Origin of the sequence: Prevotella sp. LCP21S3_D2, assembly GCF_052118345.1 — a bacterium.
In the GTDB taxonomy this organism is placed as follows: Bacteria; Bacteroidota; Bacteroidia; order Bacteroidales; family Bacteroidaceae; genus Prevotella.
Window position 1 is genome coordinate 66,094 of the sequence record NZ_JBQKHJ010000002.1, and the last position, 13,182, is coordinate 79,275.

At 41.1% G+C, this 13,182-nt stretch carries 12 protein-coding genes; 1 reads left to right on the plus strand and 11 read right to left on the minus strand.

Translation table 11 applies throughout. The features are described from left to right. Nucleotides 1–26: 26 nt before the first annotated feature. The 11 genes from ACTQ16_RS02225 to holA all read right to left on the minus strand — a co-directional run bounded on the left by ACTQ16_RS02225 (nucleotide 27) and on the right by holA (nucleotide 12,392). Entirely contained in the window at nucleotides 27–710 is a 684-nt protein-coding gene (locus ACTQ16_RS02225) for a hypothetical protein (protein ID WP_441935899.1), read from the minus strand. 719 nt (nucleotides 711–1,429) lie between these two features. Further along, nucleotides 1,430–2,797, minus strand: coding sequence for an NAD(P)-dependent oxidoreductase (locus tag ACTQ16_RS02230; RefSeq protein ID WP_441936064.1), 1,368 nt, complete (start codon nucleotides 2,795–2,797; stop codon nucleotides 1,430–1,432). Between the two features lie 127 nt (nucleotides 2,798–2,924). Then, nucleotides 2,925–3,722: a prephenate dehydrogenase/arogenate dehydrogenase family protein gene (locus ACTQ16_RS02235; RefSeq protein ID WP_294970139.1), complete on the minus strand. Its 798-nt coding sequence runs from the start codon at nucleotides 3,720–3,722 to the stop codon at nucleotides 2,925–2,927. 139 nt (nucleotides 3,723–3,861) lie between these two features. After that, nucleotides 3,862–4,929 (minus strand): bifunctional 3-deoxy-7-phosphoheptulonate synthase/chorismate mutase type II, encoded by a 1,068-nt coding sequence (locus ACTQ16_RS02240; protein WP_294970136.1) that lies wholly within the window; start codon nucleotides 4,927–4,929, stop codon nucleotides 3,862–3,864. Between the two features lie 20 nt (nucleotides 4,930–4,949). Further along, the gene (locus tag ACTQ16_RS02245) at nucleotides 4,950–6,119 is read right to left on the minus strand and encodes a pyridoxal phosphate-dependent aminotransferase (RefSeq protein ID WP_441935901.1); all 1,170 of its coding nucleotides are present in this window, start codon (nucleotides 6,117–6,119) and stop codon (nucleotides 4,950–4,952) included. A gap of 50 nt (nucleotides 6,120–6,169) precedes the next feature. After that, the gene (locus ACTQ16_RS02250; protein ID WP_295346520.1) at nucleotides 6,170–7,003 is read right to left on the minus strand and encodes a prephenate dehydratase; all 834 of its coding nucleotides are present in this window, start codon (nucleotides 7,001–7,003) and stop codon (nucleotides 6,170–6,172) included. 412 nt (nucleotides 7,004–7,415) lie between these two features. After that, on the minus strand, nucleotides 7,416–7,688 hold the full coding sequence (locus tag ACTQ16_RS02255) for a tetratricopeptide repeat protein (RefSeq protein WP_294970130.1): 273 nt from the start codon (nucleotides 7,686–7,688) through the stop codon (nucleotides 7,416–7,418). A 30-nt stretch (nucleotides 7,689–7,718) separates the two neighbouring features. After that, entirely contained in the window at nucleotides 7,719–8,627 is a 909-nt protein-coding gene (locus tag ACTQ16_RS02260; protein ID WP_153123134.1) for a dihydroorotate dehydrogenase, read from the minus strand. A 142-nt stretch (nucleotides 8,628–8,769) separates the two neighbouring features. Next, complete coding sequence (locus ACTQ16_RS02265; protein WP_295346522.1) at nucleotides 8,770–9,546, minus strand: dihydroorotate dehydrogenase electron transfer subunit; 777 nt, start codon at nucleotides 9,544–9,546, stop codon at nucleotides 8,770–8,772. 263 nt (nucleotides 9,547–9,809) lie between these two features. After that, nucleotides 9,810–10,355, minus strand: coding sequence for a helix-turn-helix domain-containing protein (locus ACTQ16_RS02270; protein ID WP_441935903.1), 546 nt, complete (start codon nucleotides 10,353–10,355; stop codon nucleotides 9,810–9,812). A 1,008-nt stretch (nucleotides 10,356–11,363) separates the two neighbouring features. Then, nucleotides 11,364–12,392, minus strand: coding sequence for a DNA polymerase III subunit delta (gene holA / locus ACTQ16_RS02275; protein WP_178403757.1), 1,029 nt, complete (start codon nucleotides 12,390–12,392; stop codon nucleotides 11,364–11,366). Nucleotides 12,393–12,576: 184 nt separating this feature from the next. Between holA and ACTQ16_RS02280 the strand changes: the two genes are divergently transcribed. Beyond that, complete coding sequence (locus ACTQ16_RS02280; RefSeq protein ID WP_153123141.1) at nucleotides 12,577–13,035, plus strand: type I restriction enzyme HsdR N-terminal domain-containing protein; 459 nt, start codon at nucleotides 12,577–12,579, stop codon at nucleotides 13,033–13,035. Nucleotides 13,036–13,182: the final 147 nt, after the last annotated feature.

Sequence of the window (13,182 nt, forward strand, 5' to 3'; positions counted from 1 at the left end):
TTCCGAGAAAGCCAACTCAATCTCAATTATTTTTCATTTTCTTGCTCTTTTGCATCATTTTGAACATTTGGAAGCATTTTCTCTGATGATTCCTGCTTGGTCTCACCCTGCTTTTCCAAAGTTTCTTTCTTGTTAGCGCTCAGATTGATAGGATTATTCAGTTCATACTTCTTTCCCGTAGCTTTTTCGTAGGCATTGATGAGCGGATCCTTGTTTTCCATCTTCGAGAACACCTTCCTGGCCTCCTTCAGATGTTTCTGGTCGCGACGCCCCTGACTGTCCATCATGTTGCCCAGGTCGAAGCCTACCAGACGGGTATGTCCCAGTGCGGCATTTCTGCCTGCCTCCACAGCTTCCTGGCAGGCCTGGCTCTTCACCTTGCCGACGTTTTCCTGGTTCTTGCCCCAAACGGTTACCTCACCCAACTGCTTGGCTTCCGGTAAGAGAAACACTGTATCAGGCAATTCCTTGTATCGAATAGTTGCCTTCACATAACCAGGTTTAGATACTGTTGCAGAGTCAAACTGGTAGCGCATCGTCCAATAGCCCCGATAATCGGTTCTCGCCCAATGATTGTTGTTGGTATGGATAAGTGCTTCACGGATAGGCACATGATCTTCTGCCGATGCGATGACACATGTCTTCTGCGCATAGGCAACCTGCCCTATCATAGCAAGCAATACTACAAAAATCAATATCATTCGTTTCATGTTTATTTCCTCAGTTTTTATCTTTTCATTGTTCGTAGCAAATATCTTTGCTTTATTTTGTTCTTTTAAATACAAAAGTAATGATAAAATCTGATACTCCTTAGATTTCCTTAAGAAGTTTAAGTTCATTTAAAGAGTAAATCCTCTTTTTTTTATTTTCGTAACAGATTTCTGAACATCTGAAGCTGAACTTATCGGTTTTACATCTTTGATATACAGCGCGAGCAAGAAAGAATATAAAGAAATGATATATAAATAGTTACACTATATATTTAACACATATTTAACGCAGTTTTTTTTCAGTATTCAGCATTCAGAGTTCAGATTTGCAAAAAACGCCCTGCGGTTACTGTCGAGGACTAAGTATGATACTTTCATCCCATAAGTATGTCACTTTCACCTCATAAGTATGATACTTATACTTCAAAAGCAGCATGGAGATAAGAAGTAATACCAAACAGGAAGCGTCCTGCTCTTTTTTCTCGGTGAACCATAATCTAAGTGTGAGAAAGTATGAGGAAGTATGAAGTAGCGTTTTCAGATTTCGTATCTTTGCAGCGTCATTCAAAGAGAATGATATTCCTATCCCAACGGGGAGGGAAGTAATGCTAGCAAATTGATGAGAACTATAAAAAATATAGGGACATCTCAGTCTCTATCAAAGAAACAAAGGTGCCCCTATAAAATATACCAGAGTCGCCAGTCTGCAAATAAGGGATTTATTCTGCAATACCCTGCTTCTCAATACGCTTAGCCTCTTCAAGCAACTTGATGGCATCCACATACTGAGCGATACCCTGTGCCACTTCCTTGGCTGCTTTCATTGCCAAGACAACAGTCTGAGGACGGTGGACCACATCACCTCCGGCAAAAACACCGCGACGGGTTGTCATACCGAAAGGACGCTCCACCACCTTTACGTATCCCTTCTCATCTACCTCTATACCCTCGGTAGTAGACACAATACGGTTGGCAGGTCTCGAACCAATGGCCAGATAAATACGATCGAACTTTTCAACTCTTTCGCCCTCAGGAGTATTCAATACACAACTTCCAAGACGGCCATTTTTACCTTTGAGGAAAGCTTCAACGGTGGTCTTCCACTCAAATTTCACCCCTTCCTTGAGCGCTTCCTCATACTCACTTTTGATGGCAGGCATCTCTTCCTGCGTCTTACGATAAAGCACGGTTACATCAGCACCGAGACGAATGGCAGTACGAGCAGCATCCATAGCCACATTACCACCACCAATCACACCAACCCTTTCTCCATCACGCAAAGGCACCATATCACGAGTCAAAGCTCCTTCGTTATAGGCATTTACATTGTGCAGGAAATATGTACTCTGGCTGACACCGTGAAGGTTTGAACCTGGAGTGGAATCCATATTTTGAGGTACACTGGTACCTGTTCCCATAAAGATGGCATCATAGCCTGCACGGAAAAGACTGTCTATCGTAACATTGTTCTCACCTACCATACAGTTGGTAATAAACTGAACACCCAATGCCTCAATCTTACTGATCTCATCACGTACAACGCTCTTAGGCAAACGATACTCAGGAATACCATACATCAAGACTCCTCCCGGCTCTGCCTGTCCCTCAAAAATAGTAACATTAAAACCCTGACGAGCCAAATCGCCCGCAACAGTCAAACCTGCAGGACCAGAACCAATGACAGCTATACGACCACGGGGCTTCTGTGGCAAGCGTTCACGGGAAAGTTTCATCTTCGTATCAAAATCAGCAACAAACTGTTCCAGTTTTCCTATCTGTACAGGCTTACCCTTCTTTCCCAGCACACAATGACCTTGGCACTGCTTCTCATGAGGGCATACACGTCCGCAGATAGCAGGCAGATTTGTTTTTGCATTGAGGATACTCATTGCAGCACCCATGTTACCCATAGAGAGTTCATGCACAAAGTCAGGAATGTCGTTTTCAATAGGACATCCCTTCTTACACTGCGGAATCTTGCAGTGAAGGCAACGTTTGGCTTCCTCTATCGCCTCACGGGTAGAGAAGCCCTCGTTTACAACCTGAAAAGCGGCAGAGGTATCAACCTGAGTTTGCTGCTCATTCATATCTATTCCTTTCTGACTTGTCTGTTCGTCCATTACTACTCTTCTTTAATGTTTTACAATCTTTTTTTTTAAAAAAAAAGAGAGTCCAATATTCCCATACAAGACTCCCTATAATTATAATTAACTATTATGATTTCTTGATTTCAATATCTTCCTTCACATGATTTCTAATCTTTGTGAGGAATACCTTCATGCGTTTGGCATCCTTATGATCGATGATATCAATCAATTCAGCGAGCTCCTCGCGAATCTGTGCTACCTGACCACTAGTATATGGGTTAAAGAGAATTTCCTGCAACAGATAATCATCCTCGTTCAATACCCCCTTGGCAATCTGCATGTGACGCTTGAAGGTTGTACCAGGTGCATCCTGATGTTTCATAACCGCAGCAAATACGAAAGTACTTACAAAAGGAATACTCAACGAATAAGCCACCGTCTGGTCATGCTCATCAAAAGTATATTCATGAAGACTCAATCCCAACTTCTGATACAGATCCTTAAAGAAGATTTTACCCATATAGTCACCCTCTTTGATAATAACGGCATTCTCTTCAGAAAGCTGATTCAAATTGGCGAAAGTAGGACCAAACATCGGGTGCGTACTCACAAATCGGAAACCACTCTTTTCATAGAATTCCTGCAAACCAGTCTTTACAGATGCAATATCCGAAATTATACAGTCGTGAGAGAGATGTGGCAACACCTCTTCAAAGGCAGAAAGAGTGTATCTTACCGTCACAGCATTGATGACAAGCTCAGGACGGAACATCTCTATCTCCTCCATTTTAGTAAAGCGGTAGCAGTTATATGTGAAACGCAGACGCTTGGCATCCTTCTCGAAAACTGCCACCTCGTGATCAAAGCTGAGCAGGTCGATGAAGAAACTTCCCATCTTTCCTGCTCCCATGATTAATATTCTCATATTTTTCAAGTGAAGAGTGAAGAGTGATGAACAAAGAATTCTACAGCATCATTTGTTTAAACGAAAAAACTACAGCAAAGAACCCAAGCCCTCAAAGCATTTGGATTCTCCACTCTTCGTTCTTCACTCTTCACTTAATTTACTTCTGATTCAAAATTTCCAACTGCTGACGAACACTCTCTTCGTGAATGTGCTCAAAAATCTGAGCAGCAAACTCAGGACTCATACCACAGAGAGAAGCCTGAGCACCTCTCTTATCCAGAATCTCATTATAACGATTAGTCTGAACGATAGTCATATTATGCTCCTTCTTGTAAGTACCAATCTCACGGCATATACGCATACGCTTAGCCAAGAGATCCATCAACTGGTTGTCACACTCATCAATCTGGCCACGCAACTGATGTAAGCCCTCAGTAGAGTAATGCTCATCACGAACAACGAGCAGACTCAAAATGTAATCCAGGATTTCTGGAGTAACCTGCTGCTTAGCATCACTCCATGCATCGTCAGGATTGCAATGGCTTTCAACGATAAGACCATCAAAACCTAAGTCCATTGCCTGCTGGCAAAGAGGAGCTATCAAATCGCGACGACCACCGATATGGCTAGGATCACAAATGATAGGCAACTGAGGCAGGCGACGGTGCAATTCTATTGGAATCTGCCACATTGGAAGATTACGATAAATTTTCTTATCGAAACTTGAGAAACCACGGTGGATAGCACCAAGCTTCTTGATGCCAGCCTGATTAATACGCTGGAGAGCACCAATCCAAAGTTCGAGGTCTGGATTAACAGGATTCTTTACCAATACCGGTACATCCACGCCCTTCAAGCTATCAGCAAGAGCCTGCATGGCAAATGGGTTGGCAGATGTACGTGCACCTACCCAGAGAATGTCGATTCCATATTTCAAGGCGAGCTCTACATGCTCAGGAGTAGCCACCTCAGTAGCTGTGAACATACCAGTCTCCTCCTTTACCTGCTTCATCCAAGGTAAAGCAACCTCGCCATTTCCCTCGAAACCTCCTGGTTTGGTACGTGGCTTCCAAACACCTGCGCGGAACATGTGGCAACCCTTAGCTGCCAACTGTTTTGCGGTAGTCATCACTTGCTCTTCTGTCTCTGCAGAGCATGGACCTGCAATGATACAAGGGCGTTCCTGGTCACTAGGAAAATTCAATGGTTCTAATTCTAATTCCATAGTCGTATATTTTTATGTTCTTATGATTCAAATACTTTTTTAATTCTTTCCAATGCCTCCTTCATTTTTTCATCCTTGGCACAGAGGCTGATACGGATATATCGCTTGCCATTACTTCCGAAGATAAATCCTGGTGTGATAAACACACGAGCCTCATGGAGAATCTTCTCAGTGAGATCTTCGACCTCTGTATACTTCTCGGGTATCTTACCCCAGAGGAACATTCCCACCTGATTAGGATCAAACTTGCAATCGAGCACCTTCATGATTTCTTCTGCAATATCACGGCGACGGCGATAATTAGCAATATTATTCGCACGATGCCACTCATCAGTATTATTGAGCATAGCTTCAGCTGCAGCAAGTTGGATACCACGGAAGGATCCGTTATCGATATTGCTCTTCACTTTCAGAATCCAAGAAATAAATGTCTTATTGCTCGAAATCATCGCCACACGCCAGCCTGGCATGTTGTGGCTCTTGCTCAGGGAATTGAACTCGATGCAGCAGTCCTTGGCTCCCGGCACCTGCATGATGCTCATTGGGTGCTCGTTGAGGATGAGCGAATATGGGTTGTCGTTCACCACCACTATGTTGTGCTTCTGGGCGAATGCCACCAGCTTTTCGTAGGTTTCGCGCTTCGCCACACCGCCTGTCGGCATGTTAGGATAGTTGGTCCACATCAGCTTTACGTGGCTCAGGTCCATCTTCTCCAGGGCATCGAAATCAGGCTGCCATCCGTTGTCCTCTCTCAGGTCGTAATAGGTAATCTTGGTTCCAAGAATCTTGTTGATGGCTGTATAGGTTGGATAACCTGGATTAGGAATGAGTACCTCATCACCAGGATTGCAGAATGCAAGCGTTACGTGCAGAATACCCTCTTTGCTACCGATAAGCGGCTGGATTTCCGTAGCCCAGTCAAGGTCTACATCATACCAACGCTTATAAAATCCAGCCATAGCCTTACGCAATTCCGGTATGCCCACTGTAGGCTGATAACCATGTGCGTTAGGATTATTGGCTACCTCGCAGAGCTTATCGATAGTCTGCTTAGAAGGCGGCATGTCTGGACTTCCAATGGCAAGGCTGATAATGTCCATGCCCTCGGCATTTAACTTAGCCACTTCCTTCAGCTTGCGACTGAAGTAGTATTCCTGTATTTCCGTTACTCTATTGGCTGGTTGTATCATAATTCTTATTTTTAATTCTTAACTGTCAACTATTAACTATTCATTTCAATCTATTCCTTCTCCTCGTATTCACCAAGGACCTTGATTTCCTTTACCAGTGGTGTGATGGCATCAATACTTTGGCGATAACGTGTCAAATTATCATAGGTAAGATCCACATAGAAGAGATATTCCCATTCATGTCCGATGTTCGGCAACGACTGAATCTTCGTCAGATTGATGTCATAGAAACTAAGAATGGTGAGTACCTTGGAGAGCGATCCTTCAGTATGAGGTAAGCTGAAGACGATACTAGCCTTGTTTGCTTTCTCGACAGGACGAAGCAGGGCCGCCTTCTGCGGATTGCAGACCACGAGGAACCGGGTATAGTTGTGCGGATTATCGTGGATTTCCTCCTGTAATACCTTCATACCATACATGTGAGCAGCATAGGCAGAACAGATAGCAGCCCATCCATGCACCTTATGCTGAGCTATATAAGCTGCAGAACCGGCTGTATCTTCTGCTTCCACAGCCTTTAAGTCCGGATGATTGGCAAGAAACTTACCGCACTGCATCAAAGCCACAGGATGAGAATGAACTTCCTGGAGGGAACTCCAGTCATCATCAGGCAAGCAGCAGATGCTATGCTCTATATGAAGTTTATGTTCTCCCACAACAGTCGTGCCGCTCTCCCGCAACAACTCATAGTTGTGAAGCAAACTTCCCGCAATCGTATTCTCTATGGCACAGATACCAACCACGGTTGGATCGCGCTTGATATTCTCAAACACCCCTTCGAAAGTGGCGCAACATATCAGCTCTATCTGCTCACCCTCGAAATACTGATGGGCAGCGATGTCGTGGAAAGATCCCAACTCTCCTTGTATTGCTATTCTCTTCATTGCCTTGTTTCTTATCTCTAACCCAATGTTTACTTAAGAACGTTTACGAAAAACGGTCCAACTCTGTATAGAGCGGGACCGTTTCGATGATTTCAAAGAATCTAATATCCTAAGTTGAAATTTACACGCAACTTCCCGCTTTACAATCGCTTGCAAAGTAAAAGTAATAGCTAAAAAAGTATGCGTTCAACTTCTTCATTGTCTTATTATTTTAATTGTTAATATTACGACTGCAAAAGTAACACTTTTATCTGACACCACCAAACAATTTGTCACTTTTTTCTGAATTTTGCTTATATTTTCTGTTCTAAAGCATTTTTTTAGCAGATTTTTATCAGAAAAAACTGATTGCTTGCAGATTTTTATCAGAAGAAAATAGATTCCTGCTACTCATTTCTGACGGAAACTGAGTCTAATGACAGTGTTCTCTACCTTCTGCCTTAAACTCACCTGTCAACTCTTCTATCTTTTCAGGATTCAGTTGCAGATATCGCTGCATATCCTTCTGTGCTCCTTCCTTGTCACCCATCTGCATCAACAGCCGCCCACGCTTCAGAAGATTTTCACTCAGGGCAGTCTTGTTTTCTGCATTTCCGACTTCAGCCTCAGCTATCTTCTCCTGCTCCACAATCTGTTGAGTCAGGGTAGCAATCAAGAGCACAGGATTCATCTCATTTAAATCCATATTATCCTTCTATATAATTAATGTGAAAAACTACGAGATGGCACCAATGATTTCGGTAACAGAAGCACATCCGTGTGCATCAAGCCATTCATTAATGCCATCCTTTACCTTCTTCGTAACCGCAGGATCAACAAAATTGGCAGTACCAATCTCAATAGCCGTTGCTCCACACATCAGGAATTCGATAGCATCCTTGGCATTCTGTATACCACCCAAACCAACTACAGGAATCTTCACAGCATGCGCAACATCCCAAACCATACGCAAAGCCACAGGTTTCACGCAAGGACCGCTCAAGCCGCCTGTACGAATACTCAACAAAGGCTGACGCTTCTCAATATCAACAGCCATACCCATCAAAGTATTGATAAGTGAAACAGAGTCTGCGCCCTCTGCCTCTACAGCACGGGCAATATCAGCAATATTGGTTACGTTAGGAGAAAGCTTCACGATAAGCGTCTTATGATATGCCTTTCTAACAGCTTTCACAACGCTTGCGGCACCTTCACAAGTAACACCGAATGCCATACCGCCATCTTTCACGTTTGGACAAGAGATATTCAGCTCGATAGCAGGAATCTTCTCCAGTTCATTGATGCGCGCAGCACACTCTGCATAGCTTTCAGGCGAATGCCCACTCACATTCACAATCATATTGGTATCAATATCTTTTATCTGAGGATAGATATGTTCGCAGAAATAATCTACGCCCTTATTCTGAAGTCCCACGCAATTAAGCATTCCCTGAGGTGTTTCAGCCATACGTGGATAGTCATTTCCCTCACGAGGTTCCAGAGTTGTACCTTTAACGATAATACCACCGATTTCCTCTAATGGAACAAAATCAGCAAACTCCAAGCCGTAGCCGAAAGTACCCGATGCAGTCATCACAGGATTCTTCAATTTCAAATCCTTTATATTTACACTTAAATCAGCCATAATCTTTTAATAATCATTAAAAATGTTTTTACAAAACAAAGATTTTCCGATACCGTTTCCCACTCTAATGTAAAAAGTTTCTTCACTTTTCCCACCCACCGTTAGAGCAAGAGGCAACTTCATTCTTTATTTTCCTGCTTCACTAAATATCCCAAGTGAGTTTTTTGATATTGATGACAGGACCATCCTTACAAACACACTGATTTCCTTCAGTAGTTTTCTCTACACAACAGAGGCAAGCACCAACACCGCAAGCCATCTTATTCTCCAGAGAGACCTCACATTCTACATCTGCCTTCTTTGCAAAGCGAGCCACGCTTACCATCATCGGCTTAGGACCACAAGTAGAAATCATATCAAACTTCTCATTCTCTAAAACGGAGTGATTGGTCACAAAGCCTATTTCGCCCGCAGAACCATCTTCGGTAGTAATACAAACCTTACCTATCTTAGCAAATTCATTCAGTTCAAGCAAATCTTTTGCAGAACGTGCTCCCAACAGGAACACAACCTCAGCTCCAAAATCCTTGATAAGTTTACCAAAATATAGAAGTGGAGCTACACCTACGCCACCACCAACAAGCAGAAATTTCTGACTCTTTTCAGAAGGCATTGTAAAGCCATTACCAAGAGGCAACATACAGTTGAGAGAATCACCGGCCTTCAACTGTCCGAGCTGACGAGTGCCATCTCCAACCATTGCCACAAGCAACCAAAGCTGATTATTTTCACGATCCACATAATTAATGGAGATAGGACGACGAAGCATTGTGGTAGACGAATGCTCTACCTTTACTTCTACAAATTGGCCAGGCAAAATTTCCGGCAAAGGCTTTTCATCGGTAAGCTTTATCAAAACGTGCTTATCGCTGAGCGCTTCAACAGAAACTACCTTTAGGTCGAGAACATATTTTTTCATCTTAATGCTAATTTTATATGCTTATTATATATAATATGTATATGCACGCTATTGCATTCTTTCAAACAAACCATGCACACGTGACTTCTAAATGCAAAGGTACACCAAAAATCTGACTTAACGAAAAGAAACTAAGTTTTTTTTCAGATTTTCTAACCACCCAGGACGCCTTGACGACTTCAATTATAACTTGGGCACAACCATGAGCAAGAAGTTTTTAAATCATCAAGCCGTACTTGAACCACATTCGAAAGTTCTGACTTTTACTTTTTAGGAACAAAGGTCTCCCAAGTCTGATCATCATAGAAAATACGAATCTCAGTAATCTTTCTCTGTTGTTTGTCCACATACTTTACCGCCGTTTGAGCAATATTTTTAGGTGTACGGTTTACACCTTGCATTTGAGGCTGCTCAAAAAACGATGGGGAAGTAGGGGAGCCTGTACTACTAGCCGTACCAAAATCAAGAGTAGCTTCTACAGAAGAACCTACAGGTCTGGTGGAACTACCCGTCATGCTTCCTGCTTTCGCCGCTAAGCTTTCATTCATAGGATCTAAACCATTAGCCAGCCTTTCATTTCCATCCTCCTGAGCCTCCTGACTATTATACATAGGAGGAGTACCATAGAGTATCCAATACACATTTACTTGAGGAAAACTCTTATGAATCCCATCCACAATACTGAGTGACGGATTGGTTTTTCCATTGAAAATATTACTCAATGTTGCAGGTGTGCTACCTATCAACTGAGCAAAGCTTTGCTGAGTAAGATGCTGGTCATCCATCAGCTGTTTGATTCTATCTTTCATACTCTAAAATTTTATCGTTTACTTATGTCTAATTTCTATGTTTAATTTCCGAACAGGCGTTTTTTAACGCCATTTTCGTTTGATTTTACAAAGGTAAAACAAAAAATCGAAATATCCAAACATTTGCAATAGATTTTAGTTTTTTAAACTTTATCTTTATATTTGAGAATCTAAAATTCTATTCAACCTTACTTCGGTTTTTAGGTTTATATTTATAAATATCAACTTCAAAAACAAAACATTTAACAATTCATTTCTTTAATATTTTCGCCTAACTCACTGATTTATGAATCAATAACTAACACAAACCATTATTAATATAACGTTTTATACGTTATTTTCCTATTACCTAACATATTAAACTAGGTTTATAGAGTAATACAATCTCATAAACAACTGAGTTACAATAAGATGCAAGATATACATTTATCACGAATATTTATACATTTATCAATATAAAACCGAAAATTCATATTTATATTTATAAACATGAATTCCTCTATAAAGAATTTAGTTTTCTAGTATTTATATTTATAAACCAAAATACAGGATTGTATTTTATAAATTCACATTAATAAACTCTCAAAACATAAACCTTAAAAAATACAAACGTCAATTATCAGGCAACTGAAAATGGTAAATTTTTCCATTTTCGTCGTATTCTAGCCCATAGGAGGGGATGAACGAAAATATGCGAGTAATGGAAGGGGTTATTTTACATAAATATCTGATAATCACATATATTATGTACTATTTGAGCTAAATCCCAAAAATAGCCATCTAGCTTAGGAAATCACCTTTTTTATCATTTTTGAGCCCAAAAACACGTTTTCAGAACCCTGAAAAATCTCATTTTTACTGCTCAAAACACCCCTTTCAGCAAGAATTTACAAAGCTAAACGCTAGTTGGAAGCTACTCAGCTTACCCTGGTTCAATAGAGAGAAAACGCAAGCGAGCTTCTGTCGAGAGAAAACTCCCAGCAGAAGCTCGCCTACTCTACCCCACAACTAGTGAAGAATAAAAAATATAAGTTCTTTCATTAATTCGCCTGCCGAAGTAAATGGATTATCGAGACCTTTGCTCTTCGCATCTACCTCCTTAAACTTATCAATAATTCCCATCACCTTCATGCCAGAATAGTTTCTCATTCCTGTGATATAATCACGCACTGCCCAAGTTCCACGCAAATCCAAGAATTTTGCGAGTTCATTTTCATTCTGTTTATTAGGTGCATAATAAGCTATCATCAAGTTTTGGAAATAACTGAAGAGTATTGGGAGTAACGCATAGAGCGAACCACTCTTTGGATTTCCGTCAAAATATTTTATTATCAGATTTGCCTTATAAACATCTCGGTTTATAATAGCACTCCGAAGTTCGAACGCATTGAAATCCTTACTTACCCCTATTTCCTTCTCCACCAACTCAGGAGTGACACGTCGATCTTTCTCAGGAAGAGAAATGAGCAACTTATCAAGCTCCGAAGTAAGACGATGCAAATCAGCACCAATATGATCCGCTATCATCTGAGTAGCCTTGGGTTCTATTGTAGATTTCCTACTCTTGAGGTACGTTTCAATAAAACCAGGTAGCTGACGGTCATAAAGCTTCTTGCTTTCAAAGACCACTCCCACCTTTTCAGCTTGCGGAATAAACTTCTTCCGTCGGTCAATACTTCCGTTTTTATGACACAAAACAAGAATTGTTGTTTTTACCGGATTCAGGAGATACTTTTCCAGCGGTTCCAAATTCCGCAAATTCTGAGCTTCCTTCACTACCACCACCCTATATTCAGCCATCATCGGATAGCCTTTGCACATATCAACCACCTGCATTGCATTGACATCAGCGCCAAAAACTACGGTTTGATTGAAATCCTGCTCTTCCGGTTTAAGCACATTTTCACTGATAAAATCACAGATCTTATCTATATAAAAAGATTCATCACCCATCAAAACATAGACAGGCGCAAACTTCCGAGCTTTCAAATCTTTTATGATTTGCTCGTAACTTATTCCACTTTTCTTTTCTGCCATTGAATTATTTTTTGTACTTTTGCACAAGCAATCTTGCTGCAATCATGCAGGCATTCCATTCTCGCTTTTTGCCAGTTATTACAGCCTGCATTTCTGCATGCAAAGATACAAAAATTATTCGAACTACATATATAATAAGGTAGAGAAAATAAAAGTATATAATATATAATAAGGTATAGAAAAAATGATTCGCTTAAATTTACCACCTTTCGAAATGAAGATTTCTGGTACTAAGCAGCAACCAAAAATCCTCGATATTCTACGAAGAAAATATATCGCACTCACTCCAGAAGAATGGGTGCGACAGCACTTCATCCACTTTCTTATCGAGCATAAAGGATACCCTGCTGCCCTACTCGCCAATGAGATCCAGCTGCAATGTGGCGATAAAGTTTTGCGTGCTGACAGTGTTCTCTACTCCCGGGAACTTCAACCCAGAATGATTATAGAATACAAGGCTCCGCACATTCCCATCACTCAAAAAGTTTTCGACCAAGTCTCGACCTACAATCTCCTACTTCATGTTGACTTTCTGGTCGTCAGCAACGGTCTGGAGCACTATATTTGTAAGATGGATTATGACGGTAAAAAATATTTATTTCTTGAAGATATCCCTAACTATTCGGATTTATTGACACTTTAGCCACATATTATCTCCTTTCAAAATTTGCGAATTTACGGCCAATTAATCAGCCGTTCTAAAATTCGCAAATTTTGAGAGGGTTATTTTATGATAAAAAATCCCATTTCTTTTTGTAGTCTCCCTCTTTTATACTATCTTTGCAAAAAA